At 73.2% G+C, this 15,161-nt stretch carries 12 protein-coding genes and 1 tRNA gene; 8 read left to right on the top strand and 5 right to left on the bottom strand.

Annotated features, from left to right (window positions below; all coding sequences use genetic code 11):
* Positions 1-58 precede the first annotated feature (58 nt).
* The 3 genes from K353_RS23905 to K353_RS23895 all read left to right on the top strand — a co-directional run bounded on the left by K353_RS23905 (position 59) and on the right by K353_RS23895 (position 3,494).
* Entirely contained in the window at positions 59-724 is a 666-nt protein-coding gene (locus tag K353_RS23905; protein WP_111555613.1) for a DUF501 domain-containing protein, read from the top strand.
* Complete coding sequence (locus K353_RS23900) at positions 721-1,656, top strand: Ppx/GppA phosphatase family protein (RefSeq protein WP_111555612.1); 936 nt, start codon at positions 721-723, stop codon at positions 1,654-1,656. The genes K353_RS23905 and K353_RS23900 overlap by 4 nt, the downstream gene beginning before the upstream one ends.
* 470 nt (positions 1,657-2,126) lie before the next feature.
* The gene (locus K353_RS23895; protein WP_100836592.1) at positions 2,127-3,494 is read left to right on the top strand and encodes an NAD(P)/FAD-dependent oxidoreductase; all 1,368 of its coding nucleotides are present in this window, start codon (positions 2,127-2,129) and stop codon (positions 3,492-3,494) included.
* A gap of 251 nt (positions 3,495-3,745) precedes the next feature.
* Here K353_RS23895 and K353_RS23890 read toward each other — a convergent pair.
* Positions 3,746-3,827 (bottom strand) — tRNA-Leu (locus K353_RS23890).
* A gap of 349 nt (positions 3,828-4,176) precedes the next feature.
* Here K353_RS23890 and K353_RS23885 point away from each other — a divergent pair.
* Together K353_RS23885 and K353_RS23880 are read left to right on the top strand one after the other, a co-directional pair.
* Positions 4,177-4,950: an ABC transporter ATP-binding protein gene (locus K353_RS23885; RefSeq protein WP_111555611.1), complete on the top strand. Its 774-nt coding sequence runs from the start codon at positions 4,177-4,179 to the stop codon at positions 4,948-4,950.
* 73 nt (positions 4,951-5,023) lie between these two features.
* The gene (locus K353_RS23880) at positions 5,024-7,588 is read left to right on the top strand and encodes an ABC transporter permease (RefSeq protein ID WP_111555610.1); all 2,565 of its coding nucleotides are present in this window, start codon (positions 5,024-5,026) and stop codon (positions 7,586-7,588) included.
* Positions 7,589-7,649: 61 nt separating this feature from the next.
* On the opposite strand, the gene K353_RS23875 is transcribed toward K353_RS23880, so the two are convergent.
* Positions 7,650-8,177 carry a peptidylprolyl isomerase gene (locus K353_RS23875; protein WP_111555609.1) on the bottom strand — a complete coding sequence of 176 codons (528 nt, stop codon included), beginning with the start codon at positions 8,175-8,177 and terminating at the stop codon, positions 7,650-7,652.
* Between the two features lie 169 nt (positions 8,178-8,346).
* Here K353_RS23875 and K353_RS23870 point away from each other — a divergent pair, with 169 nt between their 5' ends.
* Both K353_RS23870 and K353_RS37280 read left to right on the top strand, forming a co-directional pair.
* Positions 8,347-9,228: a Bax inhibitor-1/YccA family protein gene (locus tag K353_RS23870; RefSeq protein ID WP_111555608.1), complete on the top strand. Its 882-nt coding sequence runs from the start codon at positions 8,347-8,349 to the stop codon at positions 9,226-9,228.
* A gap of 108 nt (positions 9,229-9,336) precedes the next feature.
* Positions 9,337-9,765, top strand: coding sequence for a hypothetical protein (locus K353_RS37280; protein ID WP_370447644.1), 429 nt, complete (start codon positions 9,337-9,339; stop codon positions 9,763-9,765).
* A gap of 107 nt (positions 9,766-9,872) precedes the next feature.
* On the opposite strand, the gene K353_RS23860 is transcribed toward K353_RS37280, so the two are convergent.
* The 3 genes from K353_RS23860 to K353_RS23850 all read right to left on the bottom strand — a co-directional run bounded on the left by K353_RS23860 (position 9,873) and on the right by K353_RS23850 (position 13,468).
* On the bottom strand, positions 9,873-10,811 hold the full coding sequence (locus K353_RS23860) for a hypothetical protein (protein WP_111555607.1): 939 nt from the start codon (positions 10,809-10,811) through the stop codon (positions 9,873-9,875).
* A 278-nt stretch (positions 10,812-11,089) separates the two neighbouring features.
* Complete coding sequence (locus tag K353_RS23855) at positions 11,090-12,310, bottom strand: acetyl-CoA C-acetyltransferase (RefSeq protein WP_111555606.1); 1,221 nt, start codon at positions 12,308-12,310, stop codon at positions 11,090-11,092.
* Positions 12,311-12,367: 57 nt separating this feature from the next.
* On the bottom strand, positions 12,368-13,468 hold the full coding sequence (locus tag K353_RS23850) for an SGNH/GDSL hydrolase family protein (protein ID WP_111555605.1): 1,101 nt from the start codon (positions 13,466-13,468) through the stop codon (positions 12,368-12,370).
* 221 nt (positions 13,469-13,689) lie between these two features.
* On the opposite strand from K353_RS23850, the gene K353_RS23845 reads away from it, so the two are divergent.
* Positions 13,690-15,090 (top strand): cystathionine beta-synthase, encoded by a 1,401-nt coding sequence (locus K353_RS23845; protein ID WP_111555604.1) that lies wholly within the window; start codon positions 13,690-13,692, stop codon positions 15,088-15,090.
* Positions 15,091-15,161 lie beyond the last annotated feature (71 nt).

The following is a 15,161-nucleotide window of genomic DNA, read 5'->3' as shown; positions in this document are numbered from 1 at the left end:
TCACCCCTTGCCGCCCCCTGCCCACCCCGCCCCCTCGGACGAACAGACTCCTGACCTGATGAGCAACCAGAACCCTCCCGCGTCCGACGCCCCCGAGGTGTCCGACCGCGACGTCGCCGCCATCGCCGCCCAGCTCGGCCGGGTCCCGCGCGGGCTGCGCGGCGTCGCCCACCGCTGCCCGTGCGGCAACCCGGACGTGGTGGAGACCGCGCCCCGGCTGCCCGACGGCACGCCGTTCCCGACGTTCTACTACCTGACCTGCCCCCGGGCCGCCTCGCTGATCGGCACCCTGGAGGCGGACGGCGTGATGAAGGAGCAGACCGCCCGGCTCGCCGAGGACCCGGAGCTGGCCGCCGCCTACCGCGCGGCGCACGAGGACTACATCGCCCGCCGGGACGCCGTCGAGGTGCTGGAGGGCTTCCCCAGCGCCGGCGGCATGCCCGACCGGGTCAAGTGCCTGCACGTGCTGGTCGGGCACTCGCTGGCCGCCGGGGAGGGCGTCAACCCGCTCGGCGACGAGGCGATCGGGATGCTGGAGCCGTGGTGGGCCAAGGGCCCGTGCGTCAGCGACGCCGAGGTCGAGGCGGCCGGCGAGCGGGTCGCCCGCAACCGGGCCAGGGCCGGGGACCAGGACCACGACGCGGTGATCGCCGCCAAGGAGGCACTGAGTGCCGAGCGGGCCGCCCGCAAGGCCGCCGGGGCCGGGCCGGAGGACGAGTCGTGAGCCCGACCCGGGTCGCCGCGATCGACTGCGGCACCAACTCGATCCGCCTGCTGATCGCCGACCTCGACCCGGAGACCGGCGCGATCACCGACCTGGACCGGCGGATGCTGATCGTCCGGCTCGGCCAGGACGTCGACCGCACCGGCCGGCTGCACCCCGAGGCGCTGGCCCGCACCTTCGCCGCCTGCCGCGAGTACGCCGAGGTCATCGCCGCGCACGGGGTCGCCCCGGAGCGGGTCCGGATGGTCGCCACCTCCGCCTCCCGGGACGCCGAGAACGCCGCCGAGTTCACCGCCGGGGTCAAGGAGATCCTGGGCGTCGAGCCGAGCGTGGTCAGCGGCGACGAGGAGGCCCGGCTCTCCTTCACCGGCGCCACCCGCGAACTGCTCGGCGGCCCGCACCGCCCGCCCTACCTGGTGTTCGACCTGGGCGGCGGCTCCACCGAGTTCGTGCTCGGCGAGCAGGACGTGCGGGCCGGGTACTCGACGGACATCGGCTGCGTCCGGATGACGGAGCGTCACTTCGCGGGCGGGCGGCCCACCGAGGCGCAGATCGAGGCCGCCCGGGCCGACATCCGGGCCGCGCTGGACACCGTCGCCGAGGCCGTCCCGCTGGACTCCGGCGCCACCCTGGTCGGCCTGGCCGGCACCGTCACCACCGTGGCCGGGATCGCCCTGGAACTGCCCGGCTACGACTCCGAGCGGATCCACCACGCGGTGCTGGACGTCGCCCGGGTGCGGGAGACCGCCCGGTGGCTGCTGCACTCCTCGCACGCCGAGCGGGCCGCCGTCCCGGTCATGCACCCCGGCCGGGTGGACGTGATCGCGGCGGGCGCGCTGGTCCTGCTGGAGATCATGGAGCGCACCGGGGCCGCCGAACTGCTGGTCTCCGAGCACGACATCCTCGACGGGATCGCCTGGTCGATCGCCTGACCCCGCCCGACCCCGCCATGACACCCGGGGGCGGTCCCGGCCGGCCCCCGCAAGGGCCTTCCGGGCCCCGCCCGGGGCCCTCCGGGGGGTTCCCGGGGGGCCCGCGGCGTGTCGCCCGGAGAAGCTTCGTGAATTTCTTCACATGGCAATCCAGCCTTTCGTCGCACCTGGCTGTCCGCTCCGTCCGAAATGTGGGACCGAAGGCGCCGTCGGCGGCTCGCGCATGGGATCGCAGGCAACCTGCCGTTCATCCCGGAGAAATCGAAACCCCGCTCGGGAACCCGCACGGCACGGGGATCGTTGCTGCTCAGCGCGGCACTGAGTGCCGGGCCGGTCGCGGAGGGCGGTCGGCGGGCCCGGAACGGCCCGCCGGGGGTCGAAATGCGGGCGCGTAGTGTAGCACGAGGTGTCCAGGAGCTTGTGACGGGCCTCACGAATGCTCCGTCAGGCGGGGGTGGATACTTTCGGATATGAGCACCACGGAGCGTCCTCGCATCCTCATTGTCGGCGGTGGTTACGTCGGCCTGTATGCCGCGATGCGCATCCTCAAAAAGATGCGCTACGGCGAAGCGACCGTCACGGTCGTCGACCCGCGGTCGTACATGACGTACCTGCCCTTCCTTCCCGAGGCGGCCGGCGGCAACGTCGCGCCCCGCAACCTCGTCGCGCCGCTGCGCAGCGCCCTCAAGAAGGCGGAGGTGCTCACCGGTCACGTGACCGAGGTGGACCACGCCCGCAAGGTCGCCACCATCCAGCCCGCGGCGGGCGACTCCTACGAACTGCCCTTCGAGTACCTGGTCGTCGCGACCGGCTCGGTCTCCCGGACCTTCCCGATCCCGGGCCTGGCGGAGCACGGCATCGGCATGAAGACGGTCGAGGAGGCGATCAGCCTCCGCAACCACGTCATGGCGCAGCTCGACAAGGCCGAGTCCACCACGGACGAGGACGTCCGGCGCAAGGCCCTGACCTTCGTGGTCATCGGCGGTGGCTTCGCCGGCATCGAGACCGTCGCCGAGATCGAGGACATGGCGCGCGACGCCGCCAAGATCTACAAGACCGTCAGCCGGGACGACATGCGCTTCGTCGTGGTGGAGGCGGCCAACCGCATCCTCCCCGAGATGGGCCCCGACCTGGGTCTGTGGACCAAGGGCCGGCTGGAGGAGCGCAACATCGAGGTCTACATCGAGACCTCGATGGACTCCTGCGTCGACCAGCACGTGGTGCTGAAGAACGGCATGGAGTTCGACGCCTCCACCATCGTGTGGACCGCCGGCGTCAAGCCCAACCCGGTCGTCAACCGCTTCGGCCTCCCGCTCGGCCCGCGCGGCCACGTGGACACCGCGGCGACCCTCCAGGTCCAGGGCTTCGACTACGTCTGGGCGGCCGGCGACAACGCGCAGGTCCCCGACCTGGCCGCCGGTGAGGGCGCCTGGTGCCCGCCGAACGCGCAGCACGCGGTCCGCCAGGCCGCCGTCCTCGGCGACAACGTCATCGCGGGCATGCGCGGCTTCCCGCAGGCCGAGTACAAGCACAAGAACCTCGGCGCGGTGGCCGGCCTCGGCCTGCACAAGGGCGTGGCGATCCTGTTCGGCAAGGTCAAGCTCAAGGGCCGCCTGGCCTGGTGGTTCCACCGCGGCTACCACGGCGCGATGGTCCCGACCATGAACCGCAAGATCCGGGTCTTCACCGACTGGACCCTGGCGATGTTCCTCAAGCGCGAGACGGTCGGCCTCTCCGAGATGGAGAAGCCCTTCGACGCCTTCCAGGAGGCGACCGCCCCCGCGCCGAAGCCCGCCGCCGCGGCCGAGCCCGCCAAGGAGCTCGCCGCGAGCAAGTAAGCGACCAGACCCGACACAGGTCGGGTTCGAGTCGGAGGCCCTCCGCCCGGCAGCGCCGCCGGACCACGACCTCCGTGGTGCTCAGCCGGCCCCGCCACCGGGCGGAGTAAGCACATCGGTGACGCGAAGGCCCCCACCCTCCACCGGGTGGGGGCCTTCGGGCGTTCCGGGGCCCGTGGCCGGGCCGCCACCCCGGCCCGGGGGCCCGTGACCGGGCCATCACCCCAGGTCACCGAGGGTGGGCAGGAGAGTGCCCAGAGCCGGACTCGAACCGGCACGGCCTCACGGCCAAGCAGTTTTAAGCTGCCCGTGTCTGCGTTCCACCATCTGGGCCTGGGAGCGCGGCGAACTCAGTCACTGAGCCTAGTCGGCCGGGCGAGTGTTTCGCATATTTCCCGGGACGGAAGTTGTCATGCTTCCATGCCATCTGACGAAGCGTCCGCCGTTTCGGCCACGCTTCGGCTGTTCTCGGCCACCCGGGCCCCGGGCGGAGTCCGGGGGAGGGGTCATCCCGCAGGAGGAGACGGCGGGAGGGGCCGTACGCCTGGCGGCGGTGGGGCAACCGTTCGACGGAGCGACGTGGGCGGGCCCGGGCGGCGGTGAGGATGGGGTAGCGGTCGGAGAGCCTTCCCGTCCGGTCGCGCCGTGACGAACCCCGACCCTCCGGACAGGAGTCCCCACCGTGAGCACCTCGACCGCGTACGCAGCCCACACCGGCCTGGCGGCGGCCCGCGCCACCGGTCTGAACAAGGTCTACGGCGAGGGCGAGACCCGCGTCGTGGCACTGGACGACGTCTCGGTCTCCTTCGGGCGGGGCGAGTTCACCGCGATCATGGGGCCGTCCGGCTCCGGCAAGTCGACGCTGATGCACTGCATGGCGGGGCTGGACGAGGTCACCTCGGGGTCGGCCACGATCGGCGAGACCGAGCTGGTCGGGCTGCGGGACAAGCAGCTGACCAAGCTCCGCCGGGACAAGATCGGCTTCGTCTTCCAGGCGTTCAACCTGCTGCCCACGCTGACCGCGCTGGAGAACATCACGCTGCCGATGGACATCGCGGGCCGCAAGGTCGACCGGGCCTGGCTGGACCGGGTGGTGGAGACGGTCGGCCTGTCCGGCCGGCTCTCGCACCGCCCGGCCCAGCTCTCCGGCGGCCAGCAGCAGCGGGTGGCGTGCGCCCGGGCGCTGGCCTCCAAGCCGGAGATCGTCTTCGCCGACGAGCCCACCGGCAACCTGGACTCCCGCTCCGGCGCGGAGATCCTCTCCTTCCTGCGCAACTCGGTGCGCGAACTCGGCCAGACCGTGGTGATGGTGACGCACGACCCGGTGGCCGCCTCGTACGCGGACCGGGTGGTGTTCCTGGCCGACGGCCGGATCGTCGACGAGCTGTTCGGGCCGACGGCCGACACCGTCCTGGACCGGATGCGCCGCTTCGACGCCAAGGGCCGCACCAGCTGACCCCGCGTCAGCCGCGTCCGCCGCGTCAGCCCCCGTCGAACCGACCGCACCCCTCTCCCCAGGACTGACCCCCATGTATCGCACCGCACTGCGCAACGTGCTGGCCCACAAGGGCCGACTCCTGATGACGGTACTGGCCGTGCTGCTGGGCACCGCCTTCGTGGCCGGCACCCTGGTCTTCTCCGACACCATGGGCCAGGCCATGCGCAACAGCTACTCCACCAGCTTCTCGGACGTCTCGGTGCTGGTCTCCGCCACCGGCGCGGACGACGGCGGCCCCGCCGACGGCGACGCCCCGCGGCCGGAGCGGAACTCGCTGACCCAGGACACCGTCCGGCAGCTGGCCGCGCTGCCCGGCGCCGAGCGGGCCCGCGGCGTGGTCTCCGGCTTCACCGGCGTCGCCGACAAGAAGGGCGACCTGGTCGGCCAGGTCTGGGGCGCCCGCGGCGCCAACTTCGTCCCGGACGCCTCCGGCGCGGACACCCGCTACCCGATGGCCGAGGGCCGCGGCCCGCGCGCCGAGGGCGAGATCGCGCTGAACCGGCAGGCCGCCGACAAGGCCGGCTACCACCTCGGCGACACCGTCCGGGTGGCCGGCAACGGCGCCGCCCGGGACGCCGTGCTGACCGGCGTCTTCACCACCGACGACCCGCAGGTCACCTCCGGCGGCACCCTGGTGCTGATGGACACCGCCACCGCCCAGCGGGAGCTGCTGGAGCCGGGCCGGTTCAGCTCGGTGGTGCTCACCGCCGGGGCCGGCACCTCCGAGCAGGCGCTGCTGGAGCGGGCCCGGGCGGAGACCGGCACCGACGGCGTCGAGCTGCGGACCGGCCAGGAGCTCAAGGACGAGCAGACCCGGATGGTCGCCGACTCGGTCAGCAACACCAAGACCATGCTGCTGGTGTTCGCGGGCATCTCGCTGTTCGTCGGCGTCTTCATCATCGTCAACACCTTCACCATGCTGATCGCCCAGCGTCTCCGGGAGCTGGCGCTGCTGCGGGCGGTCGGCGCCAGCCGCGGCCAGGTCACCAGGTCGGTGCTGGTGGAGGCGCTGGCGATCGGCCTGGCCGCCTCGGCCGGCGGCCTGCTCGCGGGCATCGGCATCGGCGCGGGCCTGCAGTCCCTGCTGCACGCCTTCGACGAGGGCATGCCCACCGGCTCGCTGGTGGTCGCCCCGGCGACGGTGGTCGCCACCCTGGTGGTCGGCGTGGTGGTCACCGTGCTGTCGGCGCTGCTGCCGGCCGTCCGGGCCTCCCGCATCCCCCCGGTGGCGGCGATGAGCAGCGGCGAGCAGCCCGGCACCCAGCGCGGCCTGCTGATCCGCAACACGATCGGGGTGCTGCTGGCCGGCGCCGGGCTGGGCCTGATCCTGGCCGGTGCGAACGGCAGCGGCTCGGGCGCCCAGCACCTGCTGGAGCTCGGCGCCCCGGTCACCCTGATCGGCGTGTTCGTGCTGCTGCCGCTGCTGTCGCGGCCGGTGATCGCGCTGGTCGGCCCGGTGCTGGCCCGGCTGTTCGGCACCCCCGGCAAGCTGGCCCGGCTGAACGCGGTGCGCAACCCGCGGCGCACCGCCAGCACCGCGGCCGCGCTGACCATCGGCCTGACCCTGGTCACCGCGCTGACCGTGATCGGCAACTCGGTCACCAGCGCCGTCACCTCGATGGTCGCCGGGTCGATGAGGGCCGACTACGTGGTCGCCATGGCCAACGGCCGCCAGCTGTCCCCCGAGCTGACTGGGCTGGTGGCCGGGGCGAAGGGCGTCCGGGCGGTCAGCCGGGTCGACAACGTCTGGTGGCGGCTGGACGGCTCCGACCAGGCCAAGGCGATCGAGGGCTACGACGCCGACGCCTTCGACCAGTTGGTCAGCCTGACCATGGCCTCCGGCTCCACCGGGGCGCTCAAGCAGGGCCAGGTGCTGGTCAACGACGAGTTCGCCGCCACCCACCACCTCGCGGTCGGCTCCACCCTGTCGGCCACCGCCCCGGAGGGCCAGGCCGTGACGCTCACCGTCGGCGGCATCTTCGAGCGCAACGACGGGGTCTCCCCGGTGCTGGCCCCCAACCAGCTGGTCGAGCGCTACGACCCCGACCCGCTGGTCCAGCAGATCCTGGTGAAGGGCGTCGACGGCCCGACCGACGCGCTGAAGCAGTCGATCAAGGACGCCACCGGCCGCAACCCGGTGATGGAGGTCCGGACCATGAAGGACATGGTCGACGAGTTCAGCCGGATCATCTCGACCATGCTCAACCTGATGTACGGCCTGCTCGGCATGGCGGTGGTCGTCGCCGTCCTCGGCGTGGTCAACACGCTCGCCATGTCGGTGTTCGAGCGCAAGCGCGAGATCGGCATGCTGCGGGCGATCGGCCTGGAGCGGCGCGGCATCAAGCGGATGATCCGCCTGGAGTCCGTGGTGATCTCGGTCTTCGGCGCCTTCGTGGGCGTCCTGCTCGGCTGCTTCCTCGCCTGGGCCGCGACCCGGACCCTGGCCTCCGAACTGAAGGGACTGACCACCGTGATCCCGTACGGCAGCGTGCTGCTCTTCCTCGCCCTCGCCGCCCTGGTCGGCATGGTCGCCGCCCTCTGGCCGGCCCGCCGGGCCGCCCGGATGGACATCCTGACCAGCATCAAGACCGACTGACCCGACGCCGGAAGCCGCCCGTCCCGGTCGCGGGGCGGGCGGCTTCCGGCCGCCGGACCGGTCAGCGGGTCTCGATCGCGACCTTCTCGATCACCACGTCCTGCACCGGGCGGTCGTTGCGCGGGTTGGTCGCGGTGGTGGCGATCGCGTCGACGACCTTCCGGCTGGCCTCGTCCGCGACCTCGCCGAAGATGGTGTGCTTGCCGGTCAGCCAGGTGGTCGCGCCGACCGTGACGAAGAACTGCGAACCGTTGGTCCCCGGACCCGCGTTGGCCATCGCCAGCAGGTACGGCTTGGTGAAGGCCAGGTCCGGGTGGAACTCGTCGGCGAACTCGTAGCCCGGGCCGCCGGTGCCGTTGCCCAGCGGGTCGCCGCCCTGGATCATGAAGCCCTCGATGACCCGGTGGAAGACCGTGCCGTCGTACAGCGGGGCGTTGCTCGGCTGCCCGGTGTTCGGGTCGATCCACTGGCGCTCACCCGTCGCCAGCTCCACGAAGTTCTTGACCGTCTTGGGCGCGTGGTTCGGCAGCAGCCGGACCACGATGTCGCCCTTGTTGGTCTTCAGCGTGGCGTACAGCTCCTCGGCCATCGGGGGCCGCCTTTCTGGGTATGCGTCAGTTGCGCCACCCACCCTGCCCCCTCGGTGGCCCCCCGCGCAGCCGACACGGATCATCCTCACGACCGACGCGGAATACTTTGCCAAACCATTACTCTTGTGCTCTGTGTGGGTGGTGCCGTGCCGCCCCGGAGGGAATGTGATGAGAAGCAGGAACCCGGTCTTCTCGCGGGAGGGGTCCTTCACCCGCGACAACCAGTACGCGGGGTTCGGCACGCAGCCGGCCGCCCAGCCCGGGCAGTCGGCCTACGGGTCCCCGTACGCGGGCGGCCCGTACGGCGGCCCGCAGGCCGCCGGGCAGCCGCCGCTGACGGACGAACAGCTCGCCGCGATGTACGGCGCGCCGTCCGCCGGTCCGGCCCGGACCGGCCGGATGACGATGGACGACGTGGTGGCCCGGACGGCCATGACGCTGCTCACCCTGGTCGCGTTCGGCGCGGTGGCCTGGTTCACCGTGCCGGTGGACAACTTCGCCCCGGCGATCGGCGCCGCCCTGGTCGCCATGGTCATCGGCCTGGTGGTGAGCTTCAAGCGCAGCGTCAACCCCGGCCTGATCCTGGCCTACGCGGCGCTGGAGGGCTTCTTCCTGGGCGCGCTCAGCAAGGCCTTCGAGACGCTCTTCCAGGGCATCGCCATCCAGGCCGTGCTGGGCACCGCCGCGGTGTTCGCGGCCACGCTGATCGCCTACCGGAGCGGCCGGATCCGGGTCACCCCCCGGTACACCCGGATCGGTCTCACGATCGCCATGGGCTTCCTGCTCCTGATGCTGGTCAACCTGGTCGCGATGCTCTTCGGCGCCGACTTCGGCCTGCGCTCGGGCCCGCTGGGCATCGTGGTCGGCCTGATCGGCATCGCGCTCGGCGCGTTCTTCCTCACCCTCGACTACGCCGAGATCGAGGAGGGCATCCGGCAGGGCGCCCCCGAGAAGGAGGCCTGGCGGGCCGCCTTCGGCCTGACGCTGTCGCTGGTGTGGATCTACCTGGAGATGCTGCGCCTGATCGCCATCCTGCGCGGCGACGACTGACCGCGCCGCACGACCGGCCGCGCCGTCCGGCGCGGACCGCGGCGGGCCCCGGAGGAACGATCCTCCGGGGCCCGCCGCACGCCCGGGCGAGGGCCTACGCTCGGGGGCATGTCCGAGCACCTCCCCGCCGCCCAGCAGTTCCCCGCCGAGCACCCGCCCGCCGAGGGCCACCCCGCCGAGGGCCTTCCCACCGAGGATCCCGCCGCCGGCGCCGCGCAGCTGACCGCCGCCGTCGACCGGCTCGCCGACCGCTTCCGGGCGATGCCGCAGAGCCGCCTGCTGGCCGTCGTCCCCGGGCACCCGTCCCGGGCCGCCGCCGCGCTCGACCTGGCCGGCCGGCTGGCCGACCGGGCCCGGGCGCTGGAGGGCCTGCCCGCGCTGGCGGTGCCCGACTGCGGGGCGTTCGCGGTGGGCGACCAACTCGCGGTCACCGGGCACGACCTGGCGCTCGCCGCGGGCGCCGGCCACCCGGACGCGCCGGCCGCGCTGGCCGCCGCGCTCGCCGAGGTCGAGCGGACCGACCGGCTCACCGCCTGACGCCCCGTCAGGGCCGTCCGAGCGCCGGAACGCCGACGGGGCGCCGAGCCGGCCCGGGCAACCCCTTGCCGGGCGGTCGGCGCCCCGTCGCGGGCGCGGGCGGGCGGTCAGATCGAGGCGACCACCCGGTCGGCGAGCACGTAGACCGTCTCGTCGTCGGTGGAGAAGGTCAGCGAGTACGAGCCGGAGAACCGGGACCCGCCGAGCAGCCGGACGTCCTCCCCGGCCCGGACGGCGTCGATCAGCCGGTAGGCGGCCTCCCGGTCGCCGGGGGCGACGCAGAGCGTGGTGCCGTCGGCGAAGGCGTACACGTCCAGGGTGCCGAGCGGGCCGGGGCGGACGTCGGTCAGCGCGATCCGCTCCTCGGCGAGCGCGGCCAGCCGGTCGTCGGTCCACTCGCGGGACGGGGTCGGGCTGGGGATGAAGTCCGGGTGCGAGGGGTGCCGGCGCGGGTCGGGCGCGGCCGCGGGCTCTCCCTCGGCGTCCAGCAGTCCGGCCTCCAGGCCGGTGGCCAGCAGGTCGGCCTCCCGGCGGGCCTGCACGTCGCCGTTGTCACCGGGGGCCGGGAAGCCGCCGCCCTGCGCGGGGTGCGCCGGGGGCGCGGGGTGCGCCGGGTGCGGGGCGCGGGTGCCGCCGGCCGGGCCGCCGTCCGCCGGGGCGTCCTTGATCAGGTCCTCCAGCGCGTGCCGCAGCGCGTCGCCGAACTCCGGGTCCATCACGCCGTTGTCGGCGGCCTCCTGCGGCCCGGTCGGGCGCGGGAAGAAGATCGGCCAGTCCTCGCCGATGGTGGTGAACGGGGTGTCGAACAGCGGGGAGTCCTCGGCGGCGCGGGCCTCCTGCTCGGCCCAGAACGCCCGGGCCTCGGTGATCTCCCGCTCCCGGTCGGCGGCCAGGGCTTCGGCGACGGCGCGGCGTATCAGTGCCTCGTCCCACTGCGGGTTCGGCTGCCGGTCTGCCAACTTCCTTGCCAGTGCGCGGAGGTGGAGCAGGACGGCGGTGGTCAGGGCGATCAGTGCCAGCAGCAGGGAGAGGAAGACGGCGCTCACGGAACGTACTCCCAACGAGGAGCGGAACGGGGTTACGCCTCCACACTGCCGTATCGGCGGCCGTTACTGCAGTGGCTGATGTCGGATTTGTCGGGGACTTTCCTACTTGTCCTCAAATTGTTAGGTAATACCTTTCTACGCTGCGGAGTTGATCCAATCCGGTGCGTCGACAATCCGGTCCCGGAAGGATGGAGAACGGGCCGGATCGCACCTCGGGTGTGATCCGGCCCTCAATCACGCTGCGTCACTCCAGACGGGTGAGACGCGCGTCACGGCGCTCAGCTCAGGCGCTCGATGACCATCGCCATGCCCTGCCCGCCGCCCACGCACATGGTCTCCAGGCCGAACTGCTTGTCGTGCCACTGGAGGGAGTTGATCAGCGTGGTGGTGATCCGGGCGCCGGTCATGCCGAAGGGGTGGCCGACCGCGATCGCGCCGCCGTTCACGTTCAGCCGGTCCAGGTCCACGCCCAGGTCCCGGTAGGACGGGATGACCTGGGCGGCGAACGCCTCGTTGATCTCCACCAGGTCGATGTCGCCGATCGACAGCCCGGCCCGCCGCAGCGCCTGCTTGGAGGCCTCCACCGGGCCGTAGCCCATGATCTCGGGGGAGAGGCCGGAGACGCCGGTGGACACCACCCGGGCCAGCGGCGTGATGCCCAGCTCGCGGGCCTTGGTGTCCGACATGACCACCAGCGCCGCCGCGCCGTCGTTCAGCGGGCAGCAGTTACCGGCCGTCACGGTGCCGTCGGGGCGGAACACCGGCTTCAGGCCGGACACGCCCTCCAGCGTCACGCCCGCGCGCGGGCCGTCGTCCGCGCTCACCACGGTGCCGTCCGGCAGCGTCACCGGGGTGATCTCGCGCTGCCAGAAGCCGGCCTCGATCGCCGCCTCGGCCAGGTTCTGCGACCGCACGCCGAACTCGTCCTGCTCGGCCCGGGTGATCCCCTTCAGCGCGGCCAGGTTCTCCGCGGTCTGGCCCATCGCGATGTACGCGTCCGGCAGCAGGCCGTCCTCGCGCGGGTCGTGCCACTCGCCGCCGCCGGTCTCGGCGCGGTGCTTCGTGCGCGCCTGCGCCTCGTCGAACAGCGGGTTCATGGTGCCCGGCATGCCGTCCGAGGTGCCGTTGACCGAGCGCGAGACGGTCTCCACGCCCGCCGAGACGAAGACGTCGCCCTCGCCCGCCCTGATCGCGTGCAGCGCCATCCGGGTGGTCTGGAGCGAGGACGAGCAGTAGCGGGTGACCGTCGCGCCCGGCAGGTAGTCCATGCCCATCTGGACGGCCACGATCCGGGCCAGGTTGTGGCCCTGCTCGCCGCCCGGCAGGCCGCAGCCCAGCATCAGGTCGTCGATCTGCCGCGGGTCCAGCTGCGGGACCTTCGCGAGCGCGGCGCCGATGACCTGCGCGGTCAGGTCGTCCGGGCGGACGTCCTTCAGCGCACCCTTGAACGCCCGGCCGATCGGCGAACGGGCGGCGCTGACGATGACGGCTTCGGGCATGGCGGGCTCCTCGCTGAGTGACCTCGGGACGCGATCCGGTGGATCTCCCCGGGAAAGTTACCGCTTGGTAGCTCCGGCGTCATCCGCCTCCGGATGTGAGTTCGCCGACGCGATCGCCCGCGACGGACGGCCGCCCGCCACCCGCGCGGGCGCGGCCTCCTCCCCGCCGGGCAGGGCCAACCGGAACCGCTGCTTCAAGGTCGCCCACCGCCAGGTGCCGTTCACCGGACCCGCCGCCGTCACCTCGGTGCCCGAACGCCCCGCCGCCGCCGCGGCCGCCACCGCCACCGGCAGCACCGCCTGCGGCTCCACCACGCCGCCCGCCTCCGGCGACTCCTGCGGCCACAGCCCCAGCGCCGCGCAGAGCGAGGGCAGCAGCGCCATCGCCGCCGTCGCGTAACCCTGCGCGGACGGGTGGTAGCGGTCCGCGGCGAACAGCTCCGGCCGGGACGCGAACTCCGGACCCAGCAGCGAACCCAGCGAGACCGTCCGCCCGCCCGCCCCCACCACCGCGATGGTCTGCGCCGCCGCGAGCTGCCGGCTCACCCGCCGCGCCACCCAGCGCAGCGGCGGCCGGACCGGCTTGATGGTGCCCAGGTCCGGACAGGTGCCCACCACCACCCGGCACCCCGCCGAGACCAGCACGCCCACCGCCTCGCCCAGCTCGCGCACGCTGCGGGCCGCCGGGGCGTGCCGGGTCACGTCGTTCGCGCCGATCATCACCACCGCGACGTCCGGCCGCTGCGCCAGCGCCGCCTCCAGCTGCCGGGCCAGGTCCGACGAGCGCGCCCCCGACTTCGCCACGTTCACCAGCCGCACCCGGCGCTCCGCGACCGAGGCCAGCCCCGAGGCCAGCAGCGCCCCCGGCGTCTCCTGCGAACGCTGCACCCCCAGCCCCGCCGCCGTCGAGTCGCCCAGGAACGCCAGCACCAGCGGCGGGCGGACGTCCTGCGGATCGGTGAAACCCTCGCCGTACATCCCGTCCGCGAACGGCGGCTCCCCGTCCAGCACCCCGATCGCCCGGACCGCCATCCGGCTCTCGGTCAGCAGCACCCCGGCCAGCCCCACCCCCAGCAGCCCCAGCCCCCCGCCCCCGTACGCCGCCGCCGTGGCGATCCGCCGCGCCACCCGGGCCCTCGACGCCTGCGAGCCGGCCATGGGCCCACCCCCTCTCCGCTCCGCACAACCGCTACCACCCTGGATACCCCCCGACCGCGCCGCCGTACCGGCCCGCCCCCGCAGAACCACCCGCCCGCCGGACCGCGCCGCACCGCGGGCGGCCCCGGCGGCGGGGGCCGCGCGGGGCGGTCGGGGCGTGGAGGGGGGCCTAGGCTGGGGGTTTCGGCAGAACAGTGATGCCACGGACCGGGAGGACCCCCGTGCGGTACCACAATTCGATCATCGAGCTGGTCGGCGACACCCCGTTGGTGAAGCTCAACAAGGTCGCCGAGGGGATCAGCGCCACCGTGCTGGCGAAGGTCGAGTACTTCAATCCGGGCGGTTCGGTGAAGGACCGGATCGCCGTGCGGATGATCGAGGCGGCGGAGGCCTCCGGCGCGCTCAAGCCCGGCGGCACCATCGTCGAGCCCACCAGCGGCAACACCGGGGTGGGGCTGGCGATCGTGGCCCAGCAGAAGGGCTACCGCTGCATCTTCGTCTGCCCGGACAAGGTGTCGACGGACAAGATCAACACCCTGCGGGCGTACGGCGCCGAGGTGGTGGTCTGTCCCACCGCGGTCGCCCCGGAGCACCCGGACTCGTACTACAACGTCTCGGACCGGCTGGTCCGGGAGACCCCGAACGCGTGGAAGCCGGACCAGTACTCCAACCCGGAGAACCCGGCCTCGCACTACCACTCCACCGGCCCGGAGCTGTGGGAGCAGACCGAGGGGCGGATCACCCACTTCGTGGCGGGCGTCGGCACCGGCGGGACGATCTCCGGCACCGGCAACTACCTCAAGGAGGTCTCCGGCGGGAAGGTGCAGGTGGTCGGCGCGGACCCGGAGGGCTCGGTCTACTCGGGCGGCACCGGGCGGCCGTACCTGGTGGAGGGCGTCGGCGAGGACTTCTGGCCGACCGCCTACGACCGGCAGGTCGCGGACCGGATCGTCGCGGTCTCCGACAAGGACTCGTTCCAGATGACCCGCCGCCTCGCCAAGGAGGAGGGCCTGCTGGTCGGCGGCTCCTGCGGGATGGCCGTGGTGGCGGCGCTGGAGGTGGCCCGGGAGCTGGGGCCGGAGGACGTGGTGGTGGTGCTGCTGCCGGACGGCGGCCGCGGCTACCTGTCGAAGATCTTCAACGACGACTGGATGGCGGACTACGGCTTCCTGCCGACCGCCACCGACGAGGCGCACATCGGCGAGGTGCTGGGCCGCAAGGACGCCGTCGAGCACGAGGGCATCCCGCAGTTCGTGCACATGCACCCCAACGAGACGGTCGCCGAGGCGGTCCGGGTGCTGCGGGACTTCGGCGTCTCGCAGATGCCGGTGGTCTCCCCGGGCGCCGGGCATCCGGACATCATGGCCGGCGAGGTGATCGGCTCGGTGGTCGAGCGGGAGCTGCTGGACGGCCTGTTCAGCGGGCGGATCCAGCTGACCGACACGCTCGACGGGGTGATGTCGAAGCCGCTGCCGGTGGTCGGCTCCGGCGAGTCGGTGACCAACCTGATGGCGGTGCTGGAGAAGGCCGACGCGGTGGTGGTGCTGGTCGAGGGCAAGCCGCAGGGCATCGTGACCCGCCAGGACCTGCTGTCCTTCCTGACCGCCCGGGCCGGCCACTGACCGCCCGGGCCGGCCACTGACCGCCCGGGCCGGCCACTGACCGCCCGGGCCGGCCACTGACCGCCCGGGCC

Source organism: Kitasatospora sp. SolWspMP-SS2h, from assembly GCF_003259315.1.
GTDB lineage: Bacteria > Actinomycetota > Actinomycetes > Streptomycetales > Streptomycetaceae > Kitasatospora > Kitasatospora fiedleri.
The sequence above is the reverse complement of the archived record's forward strand: the minus strand, read 5'-3'. Positions and strand labels throughout refer to the sequence as shown.

Bases quoted from the DNA above. Each gene is read 5' to 3' on its own strand.
- K353_RS23880 (WP_111555610.1), top strand. From the start codon at position 5,024: ATGTATCGCACCGCACTGCGCAACGTGCTGGCCCACAAGGGCCGACTC.
- K353_RS23895 (WP_100836592.1), top strand. From the start codon at position 2,127: ATGAGCACCACGGAGCGTCCTCGCATCCTCATTGTCGGCGGTGGTTAC.
- K353_RS23905 (WP_111555613.1), top strand. From the start codon at position 59: ATGAGCAACCAGAACCCTCCCGCGTCCGACGCCCCCGAGGTGTCCGAC.
- K353_RS23875 (WP_111555609.1), bottom strand. From the start codon at position 8,177: ATGGCCGAGGAGCTGTACGCCACGCTGAAGACCAACAAGGGCGACATC.
- K353_RS37280 (WP_370447644.1), top strand. From the start codon at position 9,337: ATGTCCGAGCACCTCCCCGCCGCCCAGCAGTTCCCCGCCGAGCACCCG.
- K353_RS23855 (WP_111555606.1), bottom strand. From the start codon at position 12,310: ATGCCCGAAGCCGTCATCGTCAGCGCCGCCCGTTCGCCGATCGGCCGG.
- K353_RS23850 (WP_111555605.1), bottom strand. From the start codon at position 13,468: ATGGCCGGCTCGCAGGCGTCGAGGGCCCGGGTGGCGCGGCGGATCGCC.
- K353_RS23870 (WP_111555608.1), top strand. From the start codon at position 8,347: ATGAGAAGCAGGAACCCGGTCTTCTCGCGGGAGGGGTCCTTCACCCGC.